We start from the raw sequence: 20,818 nt of genomic DNA on the forward strand, positions 1-20,818 counted from the left end.
TGTAGAACTTTGAACCTCCGCTCAGAGCCTAGCACTTAGCCCTGCAATGCACTCAGGGTCAGGTCAAGACACTTGCGAGCCTTGGTCACCAGTTCATCGATTTCCGCCGGTGTAATCACCAGTGGCGGAGCGATGATCATGGTATCGCCGACGGCGCGCATGATCAGGCCGTTATCGAAGCAGAACTGACGGCAGATCATGCCGACGCCCTTGCCTTCGAAACGCTTGCGTGTGGCCTTGTCCTGGACCAGTTCGATGGCCCCCAACAGACCCACCCCACGAACTTCACCCACCAGCGGGTGATCGTTCAGTTCCCGCAGACGCTTTTGCAAATACGGTGCCGTTTCGGACTTCACGCGCTCGACAATTTTTTCGTCGCGCAGGATGCGGATGTTTTCCAGCCCCACAGCCGCTGCCACCGGGTGCCCGGAGTAGGTGAAACCGTGGTTGAAGTCGCCGCCCTCATTGAGCACGTCCACCACTTCGTCACGCACAATCAGACCACCCATCGGGATGTAGCCCGAGGTCAGACCCTTGGCGATGGTCATCATGTCTGGCTTGAGGTCGTAGAAATCGCTGCCGAACCACTCGCCGGTACGACCGAAACCGCAAATCACTTCGTCAGCCACGAACAGAATGTCGTACTTGGCGAGGATTTCCTTGATGCGCGGCCAGTAAGTCTCTGGCGGAATGATCACGCCACCGGCACCCTGGATCGGCTCGGCAATAAAGGCACCGACGTTGTCGACGCCGACTTCCAGAATCTTTTCTTCCAGCTGATTGGCCGCCCACACACCGAACTCTTCCGGGGTCATTTCGCCGCCTTCGCCGAACCAGTACGGCTGGGCAATGTGAACGATGCCCGGGATCGGCAAGTCGCCCTGTTCGTGCATGTACGTCATACCGCCCAGGCTCGCGCCGGCCACGGTGGAACCGTGATAGCCGTTCTTGCGGCTGATGATGACTTTCTTGTTCGGCTGACCCTTGATCGCCCAGTAGTGACGAACCATACGCAGCATGGTGTCGTTGCCTTCGGAGCCGGAACCGGTGAAGAACACGTGGTTCATGCCTTCAGGCGCGATGTCGGCGATAGCCTTGGCCAGTTCCAGTACCGGCGGATGCGCAGTCTGGAAGAACAGGTTGTAGTAAGGCAGTTCGCGCATCTGTTTACTGGCGGCATCGGCCAGTTCATCGCGACCATAACCAATTGCGACACACCACAGGCCGGCCATGCCATCGAGGATCTTGTTGCCTTCGCTGTCCCAGAGGTAAACGCCCTTGGCGTTGGTGATGATCCGCGGGCCTTTCTCTTTCAGCTGCTTGAAATCGCTGAACGGAGCCAGGTGGTGATCATTGCTCAGGGTTTGCCATTCACGGGTTTGCGGATTGTTGCTGGTCATACGAATCTCCTAAAAAAATCACGTGAAGGCGCCGCCAGGCAGCGGCGGCGCCCGGCGTATCAGACGGCAAAGAGCAGGAATTCCCTTTCCCACGAACTGATCACGCGCTTGAAGTTTTCATGCTCGGCCCGCTTGACCGCAACGTAGCCAGTGATGAAATTTTTGCCCAGGTAACGCTCGATGGTCGCGCTGTTTTCCATACGTTCAAGCGCGTCTTCGATGGTCAGCGGCAGGCGCAGGTTGCGGCGTTCATAGCCACGCCCCACTACCGGCGCACTCGGGTTCAGGCCTTCGACCATGCCGATGTAACCGCAGAGCAGGCTCGCGGCAATCGCCAGGTACGGGTTGGCATCGGCGCCCGGCAGGCGGTTTTCCACCCGACGGTTTTGCGGCCCCGCATCCGGCACCCGCAGGCCCACGGTGCGGTTCTCTTCGCCCCACTCCACGTTCACCGGCGCCGAGGTATCCGGCAGGAAGCGGCGGAATGAGTTGACGTTGGGTGCGAACAGCGGCAACAGCTCGGGAATGAGTTTCTGCAGACCACCGATGTGGTGCAGGAACAACTGGCTCATGGTCCCGTCGTCATTGGAGAAGATGTTCTTGCCGGTCTCGATGTCGATGACGCTCTGGTGCAAGTGCATGGCGCTGCCCGGCTCGCCGGTCATTGGCTTGGCCATGAAGGTCGCGGCCACATCGTGCTTGAGCGCGGCTTCGCGCATGGTGCGCTTGAACACCAGGATCTGGTCGGCCAGGGACAGGGCATCGCCGTGACGGAAGTTGATTTCCATCTGCGCCGTGCCGTCCTCGTGGATCAGCGTATCGAGGTCCAGGTCCTGCAATTCGCACCAGTCGTAGACGTCTTCGAACAACGGATCGAATTCGTTCGCGGCTTCAATGGAGAACGACTGGCGACCGATTTCCGGGCGACCGGAGCGGCCGATTGGCGGTTGCAGCGGGTAGTCCGGGTCGTCACTGCGCTTGGTCAGGTAAAACTCCATTTCCGGCGCCACGATCGGCTGCCAGCCTTTGTCGGTATAGAGTTTCAGGACTTTCTTGAGCACGTTGCGCGGCGACAGCTCGATCGGGTTGCCTTGCTTGTCGTAGGTATCGTGGATGACGATGGCGGTCGGCTCGATGGCCCACGGCACCAGGTACACCGCGCTCTGGTCGGGGCGGCAGATCATGTCGATGTCGGCCGGATCGAGCAGTTCGTAATAGATGTCGTCTTCGACGTAGTCGCCGGTCACTGTCTGCAACAGAACGCTTTCTGGCAGGCGCATGCCTTTTTCGGCGATAAATTTGTTGGTCGGCGAAATCTTGCCCCGGGTAATCCCGGTCAAGTCGGCGATCATGCATTCGACTTCTGTGATCTTGTGGTTTTTCAACCAATCGGTGAGCTGGTCGAGGTTGTTACTCATAAATGCCTCTAGGCTTGAGTTGTCTGACCCTTTTGAGGTCAGGCGTTGTTTGACGCATCGGCGTCGCGTTGTAGAGCGTTTGCGCGGCAGATTATCGTGCTTGGCAACACGGCTGCAGAGGCCGGGCGTGCAAAATCGCGAGCGGTGCCCTGAACAATGGTCAGGCCGCTATTGTGAATCGGTTCTATATTGAATGGAGTAACCGTAATGGGGGTGCCATCGCGACCGTCCAGAATATCGGACGGGGACGGTTGAACCGTCACGGATGGGAGGATCACCAGAACCGCCGGGGCCACAGAACGGACGGACGTGTCATCACTGATGTGACAAGCATGCCGACCGACCTGTCTTGAGCAGTCGGTGACGCCGATTATCGGCAGGCGAGACATGAAGCACCCCGGTATTATTGCTGTTATGGGTTTGATTCGAGCTTAGCCTTGTTCATTTTTTTACACAACACCCCCGTAAAAAATACAACACGGCCCGCTCAAGCCTGCGGGCGCCATAGAGGCCAAGGGCATAAAAACGCCCCAAAGTGCCTCAAAAAAGCCACACGGGCGCTTTTTTAGGGCAAAAAAGGCCTCGCTTGACTTCGGCATGCCGTTCGGGTTGACTGGAATCTGAAAAGATCAATGATTGATATTTTTAACAACAAAGGTGTTGCATCATGTCGGTACCCCCGCGTGCCGTTCAGCTTAACGAAGCGAACGCGTTCCTTAAGGAACATCCTGAGGTTCTGTACGTTGACCTTCTGATTGCGGATATGAATGGTGTGGTGCGCGGCAAGCGCATCGAACGCACCAGCCTCCACAAGGTTTACGAGAAAGGCATCAACCTGCCGGCCTCTCTATTTGCTCTGGATATCAATGGCTCGACGGTGGAAAGCACCGGCCTGGGCCTGGACATCGGCGATGCTGACCGAATCTGCTATCCAATCCCCGATACCCTATGCAACGAGCCATGGCAGAAGCGCCCGACCGCGCAACTGTTGATGACCATGCACGAACTCGAAGGCGAACCATTCTTCGCCGACCCGCGTGAAGTGCTGGCCAATGTGGTGCGCAAGTTCGACGAAATGGGCCTGACCATCTGTGCCGCGTTCGAACTGGAGTTCTACCTGATCGACCAGGAGAACGTGAACGGTCGTCCGCAACCGCCGCGCTCGCCGGTTTCCGGCAAACGTCCGCACTCGACTCAGGTCTACCTGATCGACGACCTCGACGAATACGTCGACTGCCTCCAGGACATTCTGGAGGGTGCCAAAGAGCAAGGCATTCCGGCCGACGCCATCGTCAAGGAAAGTGCCCCGGCGCAGTTCGAAGTCAACCTGCACCACGTGGCTGACCCGATCAAGGCCTGCGACTACGCGGTCCTGCTCAAGCGCCTGATCAAGAACATCGCCTACGACCATGAAATGGACACCACCTTCATGGCCAAGCCTTACCCAGGCCAGGCGGGTAATGGTCTGCACGTCCACATCTCGATTCTCGACAAAGACGGCAAGAACATTTTTGCCAGTGAGGATCCCGAGCAGAACGCCGCACTGCGTCACGCGATCGGCGGTGTGCTCGAGACCCTACCGGCGCAGATGGCTTTCCTTTGCCCGAACGTCAACTCCTACCGTCGTTTCGGCGCACAGTTCTACGTGCCGAACTCGCCGTGCTGGGGCCTGGATAACCGCACCGTGGCGATTCGCGTACCGACCGGCTCCGCCGACGCCGTGCGCATCGAACATCGTGTAGCCGGCGCCGATGCCAACCCGTACCTGCTGATGGCTTCGGTCCTGGCAGGCGTGCACCACGGCCTGACCAACAAAATCGAGCCTGGCGCCCCGGTCGAAGGCAACAGCTACGAGCAGAACGAGCAGAGCCTGCCGAACAACCTGCGCGATGCACTGCGCGAGCTGGACGACAGCGAAGTCATGGCCAAGTACATCGATCCGAAATACATCGATATCTTCGTGGCCTGTAAAGAGAGCGAGCTGGAGGAGTTCGAACACTCCATCTCCGACCTCGAGTACAACTGGTACCTGCATACCGTGTAAGCGGCTGCAGTAAAAAAGGAACGCCGCCGGCTGATAAGGCCGGCGGCGTTTTTTTATGGCCAACACCGCCTCCTGTGGCGAGGGGGCTTGTCGGGACGCCGCACCGCCCCGTTGGGCTGCACAGCAGCCCCAAAAAATGCACCCTCATGTGTATCAGACATACCGCGATTACCGGGTTTGGGAGTGCTTCGCCCTCCAACGGGGGCAAGCCCCCTCGCCACAGGGTATGGATCATCCTCGCGCTCTGCGTACAATGCCCGCAGCCCCGCAGGAGACTCCAATGACACGCGTAGCCACCCCCCGCAAACCCCGCGCACGCAGCCAGGCCCGGATCGATTCGATACTCGATGCGGCCCGCACGCTGCTGGCTGCCGAGGGCGTGGCCAGCCTGTCGATCTACAGCGTCGCCGAGCGCGCGGAGATTCCGCCCTCCTCGGTCTACCACTTCTTCGCCAGCGTGCCGGCGTTGCTCGAAGCCTTGACCGCCGACGTCCATGCGGCCTTCCGCGCCTGCCTGCAAGCCCCTATCGACCACCACGCCTTGAATGGCTGGCGCGATCTGTCGCGACTGGTGGAACAACGCATGCTCGACATCTACGCAGAGGATGCTGCCGCCCGCCAACTCATTCTGGCCCAGCACGGCCTGACCGAAGTCACCCAGGCCGACCGCCAGCACGACATCGAACTGGGCGACCTGATGCACAAGCTGTTCGACCATCACTTCGAGCTGCCGACCTTGCCGAGTGATGTCGATGTGTTCGCCCTGGCCATGGAGCTGGGCGACCGGGTGTATGCGCGCTCGGTGCAGCAGCACGGGCAGATTACGCCGCGCATGGCCGAGGAAGGGATGCGGGTGTTTGATGCTTATGTGGGGTTGTATTTGCCACCGTATCTGCCCAAGCGGAACCTCTAGTGCGCTCACTGACCTCATCGCGAGCAAGCTCGCTCCCACAAGGATCTTCAGTGAATTCAGATTCTGTGAACGACAAATAATCCTGTGGGAGCGAGCTTGCTCGCGATGGCCGCACCGCTCAGCTCAAGACAAACACACATGAAAAACCCCGAAGGGCTCAAACCCTTCGGGGTTGTTGTTTACGCATGTGGCTTACAACTTGGCGATCGACACCTCGGTGGATTTCACAAACGCGATCACTTCACTGCCGACCGCCAGTTCCAGCTCTTTCACCGAGCGTGTGGTGATCACCGAAGTGACAATGCCGGACGCGGTCTGCACGTCGATTTCCGACAGCACGTCGCCGAGGACGATTTCCTTGATGGAGCCTTTGAACTGGTTGCGAACGTTGATGGCCTTGATAGTCATGATGTTGATTCCTGTCGTTGGGTAAGACTTGAGTTATTGAGCCCAGCGCAATTGCGTAGGCAAGGGTGAAACAGGTTCCGGTTCCGGCGGTTGGCCGGGCAGCGCCAGCACGCGATTGAGGACTTCGGTTTCCAGTGCCGCCAGCCGATGGGAGCCACGAACCCGAGGGCGCGGCAGTTCCACGTGCAGGTCGAGGCCGACTTCGCCGTCTTCGATCAGGATCACCCGATCGGCAATCGCCACGGCTTCACTGACGTCATGGGTCACCAGCAACACCGTGAAACCGTGCTGCTGCCAGAGCCGTTCAATCAGTTGCTGCATTTCAATTCGGGTTAGGGCATCCAGTGCCCCCAAGGGCTCGTCGAGCAGCAGCAGGCGCGGCTGATGAATCAACGCACGGGCCAACGCCACGCGTTGCTTCTGTCCACCGGACAGCGCTGCCGGCCACTCGTGGGCGCGATCGGCCAGGCCCACCGCCTCCAAAGCTGCAAGCGCTTGCGGCCGCCAGTTGCCCTTGAGGCCCAGACCGACGTTGTCGATGATCTTTTTCCAGGGCAGCAAACGCGCTTCCTGGAACATCAGCCGCGTGTCTTCCCGCGCGTCGCTCAATGGCGCGGCACCGGCGAGCAACTCACCGCCGGTTGGTTGATCAAGACCGGCGAGCAAGCGCAGCAAGGTACTTTTGCCGCAGCCACTGCGACCGACCACGGCAACAAACTGGCCCGCAGGAATGTGCAAGTCGATCTCGCGCAGCACCTGCCGCGAGCCGAAGGTCTTTTGCAGCTTGCGCACCGCCAGCGGAATGCCGCGCAGCAGGCGTGGAGGTTGCTCCGCAATCATGCCGCACCTCCCTTGGCAACCTGATAGGCCGGGTGCCAGCGCAGCCAGACACGCTCAAGTCCACGGGCCGCGAGATCGGCCAGTTTGCCGAGCACCGCGTACAGCAGAATCGCCAGCACCACCACGTCGGTCTGCAAGAACTCCCGGGCATTCATGGCCAGATAGCCGATGCCGGAACTCGCGGAAATGGTTTCCGCCACGATCAACGTCAGCCACATGAAGCCCAGGGCGAAGCGCACGCCGACCAGAATCGAAGGCAGCGCCCCCGGCAGAATCACCTGCCAGAACAGGCTGAAACCGCTCAGGCCATAGCTACGCGCCATCTCCACCAACGCCGGGTCGACGTTGCGGATGCCGTGATAGGTGTTGAGGTAGATCGGGAACAACGTGCCCAGCGCCACCAGGAAAATCTTCGCCGACTCGTCGATGCCGAACCACAGGATCACCAGTGGAATCAGCGCCAGGTGCGGCACATTGCGGATCATCTGCACCGAACTGTCGAGCAGGCGTTCGCCCCACTTCGACAGGCCGGTGATGAAGCCGAGCGTCAGGCCAATACCACCACCGATGGTGAAGCCCAGCGCGGCACGCCAGCCACTGATCGCCAGGTGTGTCCAGATTTCGCCACTGCGCACCAGACTTACACCGGCCTCGATGACGGCGATGGGTGCCGGCAGGATCCGTGTCGACAACCAACCCGCCGACACACTCAACTGCCATACCGCCAGCAACAACACCGGCAACGCCCAGGGCGCCAGGCTGTGGATGATTTTTTTCATGACCGCGCCTCAGCTCTGGGACGCGGCTTTGGGAAGAATGTCGTTGGCGACCATCTCGCCGAACGGGCTGACGTAACCGGCGCTCTTCGGCAGTTCAGGACGCTCGACATCGAGGTGCGGGAACAGCAACTCGGCCACCCGGTACGACTCTTCCAGGTGTGGATAACCGGAGAAGATGAAGGTATCGATGCCCAGGTCCGCGTACTCCTTCACGCGGGCGGCCACGGTCGGACCATCGCCCACCAGCGCCGTACCGGCACCGCCGCGCACCAGACCAACGCCGGCCCACAGGTTAGGGCTGACCTCCAGGTTGTCGCGATTGCCGCCGTGCAATGCGGCCATGCGTTGCTGACCGACCGAATCGAAACGCGCCAGCGAAGCCTGGGCACGAGCGATGGTCTCGTTGTCGAGATGGGAGATCAGCCGATCCGCGGCTTTCCAGGCTTCATCGTTGGTTTCGCGCACGATCACGTGCAGGCGAATGCCGAAGCGCACGGTGCGTCCAAGCTTGGCGGCCTTGGCACGGACCTGTTCGATTTTTTCCGCGACGGCGGCCGGTGGCTCGCCCCAGGTCAGAACCATTTCCACCTGTTCGGCGGCCAGGTCTTGCGCAGCTTCCGAGGAGCCGCCGAAGTACAGGGGCGGACGCGGCTGCTGGATCGGCGGATAGAGTAACTTCGCGCCCTTCACGCTGATGTGCTGGCCGTCGTAATCGACGGTTTCACCTTCCAGTACCCGGCGCCAGATGCGGGTGAATTCCACCGAGGCCTGATAGCGTTCTTCGTGGCTGAGGAACAGACCATCGCCCGCCAACTCTTCCGGGTCACCGCCCGTCACCAGGTTGAACAGCGCACGACCGCCGGACAGTCGATCCAGGGTCGCGGCCTGACGCGCCGCCACCGTCGGGGAAATGATCCCGGGGCGCAGGGCGACAAGGAACTTCAAACGCTGGGTCACAGGAATCAGCGATGCCGCCACCAACCAAGAGTCTTCGCAGGAGCGTCCGGTCGGAATCAGTACCCCGCCAAAACCCAGGCGGTCAGCGGCTTGCGCGACTTGTTGCAGGTAACCGTGATCAACGGCGCGGGCGCCTTCGGCGGTGCCAAGGTAATGGCCGTCGCCGTGGGTAGGCAGGAACCAGAAAATATTGAGGCTCATGGAGTGGTCTCCTTGGGGAATCGATTTATTGGGCTTTGGCAACGGCGGCCGGCGGCGTCCAGATCACGTCTTTGATGCTCAACGGCTTGGGAATCAACTTGAGCTGGTAGAAGCTGTCGGCAATTTTCTGCTGCGCCGCGACCACTTCCGGAGTCAGGAACAACGCGCCATAGCCCTGGCGTTTCACCGAGGTCAGGGTGATGTCGGCTGGCAGGCCGAGCAGCGGTGAAACCTGTTGGGTCACCTCTTGCGGGTTAGCCTTGGACCACTCGCCCACCGCGCGCACTTCTTCCACCAGGGTCTTGATCACCTCGGGATTTTTCTGCGCATAAGGTTTAGTCGCCAGGTAGAACTGATGGTTGTCGACGATGCCCTGGCCATCGCGCAGAGTGCGCGCTTGCAACTGTTGTTCGGCGGCGGCCTGGTAGGGGTCCCAGATCACCCAGGCGTCGACACTGCCACGTTCGAACGCGGCGCGGGCATCGGCCGGCGGCAGGAATACGGTCTGGATGTCGGTGTATTTGAGGCCGGCGTCTTCCAGTGCACGCACCAGCAGGTAGTGCACGTTGGAGCCTTTGTTGAGGACGACTTTCTTGCCCTTGAGGTCCGCCACCGATTTGATCGCCGAGTCCTTCGGCACAAGGATCGCCTCACTGTGCGGCGCTGGCGGTTCGTAGGCGACGTAGAGCAAATCAGCACCGGCCGCCTGGGCGAACACTGGCGGAGTTTCACCGGTGACACCGAAGTCGATGGAGCCGACGTTCAGGCCTTCAAGCAGTTGCGGGCCACCGGGGAATTCCGTCCATTGCACGTCCACGCCTTGGGCGGCGAGGCGTTTTTCCAGGGTGCCTTTGGCTTTGAGCAGCACCAGGGTGCCGTATTTCTGATAGCCGATTCGTAAAGTCTCGGCCTGAGCTTGAGTAATGGCGCCGAAGGTGACAGCCGCAGCAAACAGAGCGACCAGACCACGACGCAAAATGACAGGGCGCATGGCGCTCTCCTTTTTGCAGTTGGGTTTTGGCTGCACCTGCTTGCCCGTTGGCGGGCGAGTAAGGCCAGTACTTCAATTTTTCGGTGAGGCTTAAATGCTCCAGCGAGCACTCAACAAACGATCATTCAACAGGTTCGGATCGAGCGGCTTGGGCCGTCGCGCCATGGCGCTGAAAAACAGCTCAAGCGATTCATTCAGTCGTTGTTCCAGCTCCGGCGCCAACTGCGCCAGGGCGCTGCCTTCGCCGTAGGCGATCTGGCTGTCGACGGCGAAAATGCCTTGCAGCATTTCCTGGGCCTTCAATGCCGACAGCACCGGCTTGAGCGCGTAATCCACCGCCAGCATGTGGGCGATGCTGCCGCCAGTGGCCATCGGCAGAACCACCTTGTGGCTCAAGGCGCGTTCGGGCAGCAAATCCAGCACGACCTTCAGTGCTCCGGAAAACGATGCTTTGTAAACCGGTGTGGCGATCAGCAGGCCATCGGCGTTTTCAATTTGTTGCAACAAGTCGATCACCTTGGGGCTGTCGAAGCGTGCGTGCAGCAAGTCCTCGGCCGGGAAGTCCCGTACCTGATAACTCACCACTTCCACGCCCTGCCCCTGTAACCAACGCTGGGAGCGATCCAGCAGCACCCCGGATCGAGAGCGCTGACTGGGACTGCCACCGAGTGAGACAACCAACATTCAGACGATTCCTTGCACGGTGTTGGCGATTCGCGGTTTGCGATCTCGCTTCGATGGAGTGACCTTAACAGCTGATTTATATATCCATAAATCATATTTATTCATTTGGTTATACCTTTAAGAAATATATAAAGCTGTTTCTTCCAGGCAAAAAAACAGGCCGTCGAAACGGCCTGAAATCCCCTGCTTTGTGGATGCTGTTAACTGTGAAACCTGTGGTGTCTGACCCGACGCCTTCGCGAGCAAGCCCGCTCCCACAAGGGGGTACGCGGACAAATGTGGGAGCGGGCTTGCTCGCGAAGGCGGCATCAGCCACACCGTAAATATTGATGACTCACCGATTAGGCTGCGGCGTCAGGCGCAAGTAAGGCTTAACCGCTCGATAGCCCTTGGGAAAACGCTGTTTGATTTCATCCTCATCCTCATCCTTAAGCGACGGCACGATCACCACCTCATCACCGTCCTGCCAGTTGGCCGGTGTGGCCACCTTGTAGTTGTCGGTGAGTTGCAGCGAGTCGATCACCCGAAGGATTTCATTGAAATTGCGGCCAGTGCTCGCCGGGTAGGTAATCGTCAGCCGGACCTTTTTCTTCGGGTCGATCACGAACAGACTGCGCACGGTCAGGGTGTCGTTGGCGTTGGGGTGGATCAGGTCGTAGAGGTCCGAGACTTTGCGGTCGGCGTCATCCAGGATCGGAAAGTTGACCACGGTGTCCTGGGTTTCGTTGATGTCCTCGATCCACCTGTGGTGCGACTCCACCGGGTCCACCGACAAAGCGATGGCCTTGACACCGCGCGCTGCGAACTCATCCTTGAGCTTGGCGGTGAAGCCCAATTCAGTCGTGCACACCGGCGTGAAGTCCGCTGGATGGGAAAACAGCACGCCCCAACTATCGCCCAGCCACTGATGGAAACGGATGGTGCCGGCGCTGGAGTTCTGTTCGAAATCGGGGGCGATATCGCCAAGTCTGAGACCCATGGTGCTGCTCCTTGTGAGTGCTTGATGGGTTCAACTGTGCCTGTGTTTTTTATCTATTAAAAAGAATAAATATCGATTTATTTAGATCATAAAGAAATATTAAATATCTATTCACTGGACGTACCCCGCACAACCGGCCGAACATCGCCCCCAAGGTTCGAGAAGGCCTTGAGTTACTGCAAAGAGGGAAGTTCAAGGCGGGATTACGGGGGTGAACCCGTCTTGAAAATGTAAAAGCCCCGCCCGGTGCAATACCGGGCGGGGCTTTTTTTGTCTCGGTTACGCGAGCGCTATTACAACAGCGGGATCGAGTAGCTGACGATCAGGCGGTTTTCGTCCTGCGAACGCGTGTTCGGCAGGTCGGTGCGCCAGGTCGCGTTTTTCCACGCCAGGCCCAGGTTTTTCAGCGGACCTTCCTGAACGACGTAAGCCACGCTCAGATCGCGCTCCCACTCGGAAGCACCATTGGCCGCCTCGCCACCCTTGGCGTTAACGGTATCGATGTTGTCGCCGTGCAGGTAAACCAGACCCGCCGTCAGGCCAGGTACGCCGACCTTGGCGAAGTCATAGGAGTAGCGTGCTTGCCAGGTACGCTCGCCGGCACGGCCGAACTTCTGGATTTGCGCGTCGGTGATGGTGTAGTTCGACGAACCGTCGCCCTGGTTCAGCCAAGGGAAATCGCTGCTGCCGTTGCTGACCTGATAACCGCCACCGAAGGTGTGACCGGCAACGGTGTACAGGAACAGGCCGCTGTACAGGTTGTTGTCGACCTTGCCTTTACCGTTTGGCGCGTTGTAGTTGCCAGTGGTGAAGTACAGCGGGTCGTGACCGTTGGCACCATCATCAGAGCTGTTGAAATAACGGAAATCCGACTTCAACACGCCAGGGCCGATTGCCCAGTTGTGCACCAGACCCAGGAAGTGTTGCTTGTAGAACTCTTCCAGGTTGCCGTAGTAGTACTGGGCCGTCAGGTCCTTGGTGATCTTGTAGTCGCCACCGGCATAGATGAACTTGTTGCTGTCGCGGAATTTGGTGCCGCGAGTGTTCGCGCCCGAAATCGACATCTGCTCATTGTTGCTGGAGTTACGGCCTTTAACGGCTTCGATCTGGCCACCAACCAGGGTCAGATCCTTGATGTCGCCGGACGTGATCTGGCCACCCTGCCAGGTTTGCGGCAGCAGACGACCATCGTTGGTCACGATCACCGGGTTTTTCGGCTGCAGGGTGCCCAGCTTCAATTCGGTCTGGGAAACCTTGGCTTTGGCCGTCAGGCCCAGGCTGGAGAAATCATCAACTGCCTCGCCGTTGGATTTGCTCGGGAAAACCGTGCCGCCGTAAGAGGTCGCCGTGGCGCCGTTGGTACCGCCGCCCGAATCCAGTTTCACGCCCAACAGGCCGATCGCATCGATGCCGAAGCCGACGGTGCCCTGGGTGTAACCGGAGATGAAACGCAGATCGAAGCCTTGGCCCCACTCTTCGTTTTTGTTGGCACCGGCTCCGTCACGGTAGTCGGTGTTGATGTAGAAGTTACGCAGCCCCAATGTTGCCTTGCTGTCTTCGATAAAACCCGCGGCGCTTGCCTGCTGGGTCAAAACCCCGACGGCCACAGCCATGGCCAAGGTGGACTTGTTCATGTTTCGCTCCTCTCGTTTCTAGTTCTGATGTTCCTGGTCCCGAATCGATTGCCCGGGATCCTGAATGCATAAATTCGCGGCAAACCGTCTAGGCCGGTCGTTTGGCGGGCCGCAGGATACATGGCCTTAAAGCCAAAAAGAATTTTTTGATATTTTTTAATATCACTTAGGAATATGACTTCCCACGACAGAGCCGAGGTATCGGCGGCAAGGCCGATTCCTGCACCTGACCTATTGTCGAGGGACGAAATCGCCAAATCCGGGCTCAGGGATGAGTGCCGGACAGGCGCACTTTAAGCGGGATATTTAAAAACTAAAAAGAATAATAAATAATCAGTAAAGATCTTTATGGAATATTAAAAAACAGACAAAAAAAACCTCGCCAGCAGGCGAGGCTTTTTTACAAGGCTTGTTACAGGAAGCTGTAGGTGTAGTTGAAGATCAGACGAGTCTGGTCAACATCAGGGTTGTTGGAGACTTCACTGCCACGGTAGACACCATTACGTAGCGTTACGCCGAAGCCTTTGAGAGCGCCCTGCTGGATGGTGTAGTCGATCCGCATGTCGCGTTCCCACTCGGAGCCATCAGGGCCGCTGCCGTTGGTAGCCTTGATGTTGTCGCCATGCAGGTAGGCGATCGAAGTTTTCAGGCCCGGCACGCCCAGTCCTGCGAAGTCATAGGAGTACTGACCGAAGGTGGTGTTTTCACCGGCACGAACAAAACCGTTGATCATGGAGTCGGTGAACAGGTAGAAGCTGGCGCCGCCGTTGCCTTCCGGACGGCCATTGCCATCAACCACGTTGCCCTGGTTCAGGTAGACAAAACCGCCGTCATCGCTGACGCGCTGATGACCGAGCAGGAAGGCGTTGCCACCCAGGGTGTAGGTGAACATGGCGCTCCAGGTCTTGTTATCGACCTCGCCCGGGTTCCTGGCGAAACCGTTGTTGTTGTTGAAACGGAAACCCGGATCGCCGTTCTTGCCGTCGGAGCTGCTGTCGAAGTAGCGAATATCAGTCTTGAAGGACTGTTTGGCGTCGATCGGAAACACGTGGATCAAGCCCAGGAAGTCCTGCTTGTAGTAGTCCTTCAGATTCGAGTGGTAGTACTGCAGGGTCAGGTCCTTGGTGACCTTCCAGTCAGCACCACCGTAGTAGAACTTGTTGCTGTCCTCTGTGCCGCCAGCCACGGCCAGGCCGGTGGAGTTCGAAGAGGCGCGACCCGCCGAATGCTCCAACTGACCTGCGTTGAAGGTCACGTTGTCGATTTCTTTCGAAGTGATGGTGCCACCGTCAAAGGTCTGTGGCAGCAGACGGCTGTCGTTCGCGACCAGGATCGGCAAGTTGGGTGCCAGGGCGCCACCCAGGTGGGCTTCGGTCTTCGAGAAGCGCGCCTTGACGTTAGCGGCTGCACGGCTCCATTCGGACACGGCCGAACCATCGCTGTCGCTTGGGAAGAAGGTGTTGTTGTCCGGGTGGTGACCCTTGCCGCCGTCCAGGTGGATACCCAGCAGTGCCTGGGCGTCGATACCGAAACCGACAGTGCCTTGGGTGAAACCGGACAGATAATCGAATTTCAGGCCTTCTGCGGACTCTTTCTGATCCGCACCGCCTTCACGGTTATCGTTGTTGTAATACATGGTCCGGGAACTGATGGACGCCTTGCTGTCTTCCAGGAAACCTGCGGCGCCTGCCTGCTGCGCCAAAACCCCTACGGCCACGGCCAAAGCCAAGGTGGACTTGTTCATTGTGTAGCTCCTCTCGATTCTAGTTCTTGTATTCCTGGTCTCGAGTCGTCGCCCGAAATCCTAAGATGCGCGATTAGCGCCAGACCGTGACCCACAAGTCAATCGTAACTATGTGTGTCTACGACCTTTGTCTAACCCCCGATTTTTTGGTCCCTGCCGGGTCATGAATTCGTCATGAACCTGAAAAGAATTACCCGATTCTTTTCTAATACCGTTTAGGAATTTAGCGCTCAATTTCCAGCCCCCCCAGAACAAAGGGTTCGGCTCATAAGCTAATTCCTAAACGGTATTTATATTTGCTTTTTTAGATCGATTAGTTTCTGACGCAATCCGGAAACAAATCCTTACAGAAAGGCAGCCCCATGACGATCAAGCGCGCACTATCCAGACCAATTGTTACAGTTTGTGTATCTCTCGCATTTTCTTTCACCGCCCAGGCGGCGAACCTCACCGTCGGTTATCAAACCGGAATCGACCCCAGCAAAGTCCCCCAGGCCGATGGCCTTTATGAAAAAACCATCGGCCAGCCCATCGACTGGCGACGCTTCAACAGCGGCCCGGAAGTGGTCACGGCGATTGCCTCCGGCGATGTACAAATCGGCAATCTCGGCTCCAGTCCGCTGGCCGCTGCCGCTTCGCGCAACCTGCCGATTGTCGCGTTCATCGTCTCGGCGCAGATCAATGCCGCCGAAGCGCTGGTGGTGCGCAATGGCAGCGGCATCGAAAAACCACAAGATCTGATCGGAAAGACCATCGCCACGCCTTTCGTTTCAACCTCCCACTACAGCCTGCTTGGTGCGTTGAAGCACTGGGGCCTGGACAGTTCGAAAGTCAAAGTGGTGAACCTGCAGCCGGCGGAAATCGCGGCAGCCTGGAAGCGGGGAGATATTGATGGCGCGTTTGTCTGGTCGCCAGCCCTGGGGGAAATCCGCAAGAGCGGCAAGACCCTGACCGACGCTGCACAGGTAGGCCAATGGGGAGCCCCCACCTTCGAGGTCTGGGTGGCACGCAAGGATTACGCCGAGAAGCACCCGGAGGTGGTGGCCAGATTCGCCAAGGTCACCCTCGACGCCTTTGCTGATTACGCGGCGCATAAAGCCAGCTGGACTGCCGACTCGGTACCGGTGCAGAAAATCGCCAAACTGACCGGTGCCAATGCCGCCGATGTGCCGGAGTTACTGGCCGGTTCCGCATTCCCGGATGCCAAGGCGCAACAGAGCACCGCGCTGCTGGACGGCGGCACGGCCAAGGCCATTGGCGAGACGGCGAAATTCTTGAAGGAACAAGGGAAGGTGGAGACGGTGCTGCCGGATTACTCGCCGTATGTCAGCGCGAAGTTTGTCGCCGAGTAACACCACCGACCTCTGTAGGAGCGAGCCTGCTCGCGAAAAACCCAAGGACGCCACTGGGCATCTGGTTTACGCGTTATCGTTCACGATTTTCGCGAGCAATCGAGCGTCGACCGGCTGCTCCTACAAGGACCGTATCCTGATCAAAGGGCTTTTTCGAAGATCTTCGAATTACGCTGATAGTTGTACAGCGACGCCCGCGCCGACGGCAGACGGTCAACGCTGCTCGGCACAAAACCACGCTCGCGGAACCAGTGAGCGGTGCGGGTAGTAAGGACGAATAATGTCTTCAAACCCTGAGCCCGGGCGCGGGTCTCGATGCGCTCCAGCAATTCATCACCGCGACCGCCATGGCGATACTCCGGATTCACCGCCAGGCACGCCAGTTCACCGGCATCCGAATCGGCAATCTGATACAGCGCCGCACAGGCGATGATCATGCCTTCGCGCTCGACCACGCTGAACTGTTCGATTTCGCGCTCCAGCACCTCACGGGAACGGCGCACCAGGATGCCCTGCTCTTCCAGCGGGCTGATCAAATCCAGCAAACCACCGACGTCTTCAATGGCCGCTTCGCGTACGACTTCGAACTGCTCCTGGGCCACCAGCGTACCGCCACCGTCGCGGGTGAACAGCTCGGTCAGCAGTGCACCGTCTTCGGCATAACTGACGATATGGCTGCGGGCCACGCCGCCACGGCAAGCTTCGGCCGCGGCATCGAGTAATTCTGCCTGGTAGTTACTGCCCAACCGTTGCAGATGCGCCGGCACCTGCTGCGGACGCAGTTCGCGCACCAGGCGCCCGTGTTCGTCGATCAGGCCAAGGTCGGCGCCGAACAGCAGCAGCTTGTCCGCGCCCAGGTCGATGGCCGCGCGGGTGGCGACGTCTTCGCAGGCCAGGTTGAAAATCTCCCCGGTCGGCGAATAGCCCAGCGGCGACAACAGCACGATGGAGCGCTCGTCCAGCAGACGGTTGATGCCCTTGCGGTCGACCCGGCGCACTTCGCCGGTGTGGTGATAGTCGACGCCTTCAAGCACGCCGATCGGCCGTGCCGTCACCAGGTTGCCGCTGGCCACCCGCAGGCGCGAACCCTGCATCGGCGACGAAGCCATGTCCATCGACAGGCGAGCCTCAATGGCAATGCGCAACTGGCCAACCGCGTCGATCACGCACTCCAGGGTCGCGGCATCGGTGATGCGCATGCCGTGGTGGTAATGCGGGGTCAGGCCACGGGCCGCGAGGCGCGCTTCGATTTGCGGGCGGGAACCGTGAACCAGCACCAGACGCACACCCAGGCTGTGCAACAGCACCAGGTCGTGGACGATATTGCCGAAATTCGGGTGTTCAACGCCGTCGCCGGGCAGCATGACGACAAAGGTGCAATCGCGGTGGGCGTTGATGTAAGGCGAAGCGTGACGAAGCCAATTGACGTATTCGGGCATGAACCTGGGCCTGTAATAAATAGCAGCCGAAAAAAGGGCGAAACTGAAAACGCACAGCGGGCTGATGGTTATCGTCGGAACAGGCTTGGCGACACGCGCGCTCTCCTCATGAATACGGGTTTGGGTACCGGCAATTTATACGGCTTGTCAGGTAAATCACAGACCCCTGTGGGAGCGGGCTTGCTCGCGAAAGCGGAGTGTCAGTCGACGCTGGGCGCCTGAGACACCGCCTTCGCGAGCAAGCCCGCTCCCACAGGGTCAAGCCACCGGTGTCAGGCAATAGTGTTCGATCAGTTGCCTTAATAGATGCACCGTAGGCTGCAAACGTGACATTTCGAGGTATTCCCCCGGCTGGTGGGCGCAGGCGATATCACCCGGGCCAAGCACCAGCGTTTCACAGCCAAGACGCTGAAGATAAGGTGCTTCGGTGCCGAACGCCACTGCTTCGGCGCTGTGGCCGGTGAGCTTTTCGGCAATGCGCACCAACTCTGCGTCCTCGGCCTGCTCGAACGGCGGCACTTCGGGGAACAACGGCGCGTAATCGATCTTGACCTGATGCCGCTCGGCAACCGGCTTGAGCTTCTGCAGGATCTCGGCGCGCAGGACCTTGGGGTCCATGCCGGGCAGCGGCCGCAAATCGAATTCCAGCGAACACTGGCCGCAGATGCGGTTGGGGTTGTCGCCGCCATGGATGCAGCCGAAATTCATCGTTGGCGTCGGCACGCCAAACTGTGGATTGCGGAATTCGCGTTGCCATAACAAGCGCAGGCCACGCAGTTCACCGATGGCATCGTGCATGGCTTCCAGGGCGCTGTGGCCCAGGCGCGGGTCGGAGGAATGACCGCTCTGACCAAGGATGTCGATGCGCTCCATCATGATGCCCTTGTGCATGCGGATCGGCTTGAGCCCTGTCGGCTCGCCGATCACCGCCGCCCGCCCCAGCGGTCGCCCCGCTTCGGCCAGCGCGCGGGCACCGGACATCGAACTTTCTTCATCGCAAGTGGCGAGAATCAGCAACGGCTGTTTGAACGGCTGATCGAGCAGCGGTATGACCGCCTCGATGGCCAGGGCGAAAAAGCCCTTCATGTCGCAACTGCCCAGGCCGACCCAACGACCGTCGACTTCAGTGAGCTTCAGCGGATCGGTTTGCCACAGCGCACCGTCGAACGGCACGGTGTCGCTGTGCCCGGCCAGTACCAGGCCGCCGGGGCCGGAGCCGAAACTGGCCAGCAGGTTGAACTTGCCGGGGCTGACTTGCTGGATATCGCAGGTAAAACCCAGTTCACCGAGCCACGTCGCCAGCAGATCGATGACCGGGCGGTTGGTTTGATCGAGACTGGGTTGGGTGCAACTGACGGACGGTGCAGCGATCAACGCAGCGAATTGTTCTTTCATCGACGGCAATGGCATCGCTGACTCCCGGCACCTGAATTGAAGTCCATCATAGAACCAACCGATGACAGGAATAAACCGTCTCGGCGCGTACTAACCTTGAGTCCTGTACACTGCACGACCTTGGCAGCCACACACTCCCCCGGCTGCGCTCCCGATCCTGGATTTTCCGGCCATGCAGAAAGAAACCGAAATCAAACTCCGCGTCAGCCGCGAAACCCTCGCCGCACTGCGCGAGCACCCGTTACTGAAAAAACGCAACAAAAGTGGCTGGGAACGCCGTGAGTTGATGAATCAGTACTTCGACACGCCCGAGCGTGACCTGGCCCAGGCAAAAGTCGCCCTGCGCCTGCGCAAGGATGGCGAAGAAGTGATTCAGACCCTCAAGACCCGCGGCCAGAGCGTCGCCGGCCTGTCCGTTCGTAACGAATACGACTGGAACCTGCCCAAGGCCAAGCTCGACTTGAAGAAACTCGACGGCGAATGCTGGCCCGAGGAACTGGCCGAGCTGGACAAGAAGACCCTGAAGCCGATCTTCACCACCGATTTCGTCCGTGAACGCGCGGAAATCGCCTGGGGTCGCGGCAAGACCAAAGTGGTCATCGAAGCCGCGCTGGACCTGGGTCACGTCGTGGTCGGCAAGCAGAAAGAAGAAATCTGCGAGCTGGAACTGGAACTGCGCGAAGGCGAACCGGCAGCCCTGCTGGAACTGGCCGCCGAGCTGGCCGAGAAACTGGCCCTGATGCCATGCGATATCAGCAAGGCCGAGCGTGGTTATCGCCTGTACGACGCCCACAGCTATTCGTTGAGCCTGCCGGCACCGCAGATCACCGCTGAAACGCCGCTGGACGACGCGTTCGCCGCGCTGAGCTGGCATTTGCTGGGCAGCAGCCAGCGTCTGGCCGAGCAGTATCGCTTCAACGGTCACTGGCGCCTGTTGCAGGACTGGGTCGAATGCCTCGCGGAAATGCGCGCGCTGATCAGCAGCCTGGGCCAGGCCGCTCCGCGTCAGTCGACCCACGATCTGCGTATTGCCCTCGATGCCTTGCTGGAAGACTGGCGTCCGCTGGTACAAGCCGGCCTGGACGATGAAGACGTGCGCAAGGCCGCGCCCGAGCAGTTCCTCGAAGAACTCGAAGACCCACGCTGGGGCCTGTTCTCCCTGACCACCTCGCGCTGGCTGCTGGCCCGCACCTGGGCCGCCGACCGCAACACCCGTGGCAATCGCCAGGGCGCTGCGCAACTGGGCAGCTGGTTGCCGCGCCTGCTGGGCGAAGAAGCCACTTCGTTGCAACTGCAACGTTACCAGCAACAACCGGAAGACCTGGCCGAGCAACTGCCGCGCATCGAACGCATCCAGGTCTGGCTGCACCATGCGCGCAACGTGCTGGAGATCCCGGAAATGGATCGCCTGTACGGCGAGTTGAACAAGCTGGCGCAACTGGCCAACGAGTCGATCACCGACGAAGTCCTGGATGCACGTAAGCAGCAGGCGATTGCGGTGTATCAGAACCGCGCCTGGAAAATGTTGCTGCGCCTGTAATACCTTTGTGGCGAGGGGGCTTGCCCCCGTTGGACTGCGCAGCAGGCCCATTTTTGGGGTCGCTGCGCAACCCAACGGGGGCAAGCCCCCTCGCCACAAA

General features: G+C 59.4%; 17 protein-coding genes. 4 read left to right on the forward strand and 13 right to left on the reverse strand.

The window, feature by feature from the left end:
* Positions 1-35 precede the first annotated feature (35 nt).
* Together KGB20_RS08335 and KGB20_RS08340 are read right to left on the reverse strand one after the other, a co-directional pair.
* Entirely contained in the window at positions 36-1,400 is a 1,365-nt protein-coding gene (locus KGB20_RS08335) for an aspartate aminotransferase family protein (RefSeq protein ID WP_154860929.1), read from the reverse strand.
* Positions 1,401-1,459: 59 nt separating this feature from the next.
* Positions 1,460-2,818 carry a glutamine synthetase family protein gene (locus tag KGB20_RS08340; RefSeq protein WP_150813754.1) on the reverse strand — a complete coding sequence of 453 codons (1,359 nt, stop codon included), beginning with the start codon at positions 2,816-2,818 and terminating at the stop codon, positions 1,460-1,462.
* A gap of 667 nt (positions 2,819-3,485) precedes the next feature.
* On the opposite strand from KGB20_RS08340, the gene KGB20_RS08345 reads away from it, so the two are divergent.
* Positions 3,486-4,862 (forward strand): glutamine synthetase family protein, encoded by a 1,377-nt coding sequence (locus KGB20_RS08345; protein WP_053163627.1) that lies wholly within the window; start codon positions 3,486-3,488, stop codon positions 4,860-4,862.
* A 280-nt stretch (positions 4,863-5,142) separates the two neighbouring features.
* Positions 5,143-5,775 (forward strand): TetR/AcrR family transcriptional regulator, encoded by a 633-nt coding sequence (locus tag KGB20_RS08350; protein ID WP_057712848.1) that lies wholly within the window; start codon positions 5,143-5,145, stop codon positions 5,773-5,775.
* Positions 5,776-5,967: 192 nt separating this feature from the next.
* Here the strand turns inward: KGB20_RS08350 and KGB20_RS08355 are convergent, their stop codons facing one another.
* The 9 genes from KGB20_RS08355 to KGB20_RS08395 all read right to left on the reverse strand — a co-directional run bounded on the left by KGB20_RS08355 (position 5,968) and on the right by KGB20_RS08395 (position 14,992).
* A complete protein-coding gene (locus KGB20_RS08355; RefSeq protein WP_007967989.1) occupies positions 5,968-6,183 on the reverse strand; it encodes a molybdopterin-binding protein in 216 nt (71 codons plus the stop codon).
* Between the two features lie 33 nt (positions 6,184-6,216).
* Positions 6,217-7,023, reverse strand: a complete 807-nt coding sequence (gene ssuB, locus KGB20_RS08360) for an aliphatic sulfonates ABC transporter ATP-binding protein (protein WP_090452038.1) — start codon at positions 7,021-7,023, stop codon at positions 6,217-6,219.
* Positions 7,020-7,802 carry an aliphatic sulfonate ABC transporter permease SsuC gene (gene ssuC, locus KGB20_RS08365; protein WP_057712846.1) on the reverse strand — a complete coding sequence of 261 codons (783 nt, stop codon included), beginning with the start codon at positions 7,800-7,802 and terminating at the stop codon, positions 7,020-7,022. The genes ssuB and ssuC overlap by 4 nt, the downstream gene beginning before the upstream one ends.
* Positions 7,803-7,811: 9 nt before the next feature.
* A complete protein-coding gene (ssuD, locus tag KGB20_RS08370) occupies positions 7,812-8,960 on the reverse strand; it encodes an FMNH2-dependent alkanesulfonate monooxygenase (protein WP_057712845.1) in 1,149 nt (382 codons plus the stop codon).
* A 25-nt stretch (positions 8,961-8,985) separates the two neighbouring features.
* The gene (locus KGB20_RS08375; protein ID WP_057712844.1) at positions 8,986-9,951 is read right to left on the reverse strand and encodes a sulfonate ABC transporter substrate-binding protein; all 966 of its coding nucleotides are present in this window, start codon (positions 9,949-9,951) and stop codon (positions 8,986-8,988) included.
* A gap of 90 nt (positions 9,952-10,041) precedes the next feature.
* Entirely contained in the window at positions 10,042-10,635 is a 594-nt protein-coding gene (gene ssuE / locus KGB20_RS08380) for an NADPH-dependent FMN reductase (RefSeq protein WP_007993145.1), read from the reverse strand.
* Between the two features lie 334 nt (positions 10,636-10,969).
* Positions 10,970-11,614, reverse strand: coding sequence for a peroxiredoxin (locus KGB20_RS08385; RefSeq protein ID WP_223532191.1), 645 nt, complete (start codon positions 11,612-11,614; stop codon positions 10,970-10,972).
* Positions 11,615-11,907: 293 nt separating this feature from the next.
* Positions 11,908-13,248, reverse strand: a complete 1,341-nt coding sequence (locus tag KGB20_RS08390) for an OprD family porin (RefSeq protein WP_154860928.1) — start codon at positions 13,246-13,248, stop codon at positions 11,908-11,910.
* A gap of 412 nt (positions 13,249-13,660) precedes the next feature.
* Entirely contained in the window at positions 13,661-14,992 is a 1,332-nt protein-coding gene (locus tag KGB20_RS08395) for an OprD family porin (RefSeq protein WP_090452049.1), read from the reverse strand.
* A gap of 362 nt (positions 14,993-15,354) precedes the next feature.
* Here KGB20_RS08395 and tauA point away from each other — a divergent pair, with 362 nt between their 5' ends.
* Positions 15,355-16,344, forward strand: a complete 990-nt coding sequence (gene tauA / locus KGB20_RS08400) for a taurine ABC transporter substrate-binding protein (protein ID WP_102669319.1) — start codon at positions 15,355-15,357, stop codon at positions 16,342-16,344.
* Positions 16,345-16,484: 140 nt separating this feature from the next.
* Here tauA and argA read toward each other — a convergent pair whose 3' ends face one another.
* Positions 16,485-17,783 carry an amino-acid N-acetyltransferase gene (gene argA, locus KGB20_RS08405; RefSeq protein ID WP_057712838.1) on the reverse strand — a complete coding sequence of 433 codons (1,299 nt, stop codon included), beginning with the start codon at positions 17,781-17,783 and terminating at the stop codon, positions 16,485-16,487.
* A gap of 258 nt (positions 17,784-18,041) precedes the next feature.
* Positions 18,042-19,193 (reverse strand): acetylornithine deacetylase, encoded by a 1,152-nt coding sequence (gene argE, locus KGB20_RS08410; protein WP_150813748.1) that lies wholly within the window; start codon positions 19,191-19,193, stop codon positions 18,042-18,044.
* A 157-nt stretch (positions 19,194-19,350) separates the two neighbouring features.
* Between argE and KGB20_RS08415 the strand changes: the two genes are divergently transcribed.
* The gene (locus KGB20_RS08415; RefSeq protein WP_090452052.1) at positions 19,351-20,718 is read left to right on the forward strand and encodes an inorganic triphosphatase; all 1,368 of its coding nucleotides are present in this window, start codon (positions 19,351-19,353) and stop codon (positions 20,716-20,718) included.
* The last annotated feature ends 100 nt before the right edge of the window (positions 20,719-20,818 follow it).

Origin of the sequence: Pseudomonas sp. BF-R-30 (assembly GCF_019956175.1) — a bacterium.
GTDB classification, from domain to species: Bacteria; Pseudomonadota; Gammaproteobacteria; order Pseudomonadales; family Pseudomonadaceae; genus Aquipseudomonas; species Aquipseudomonas jessenii.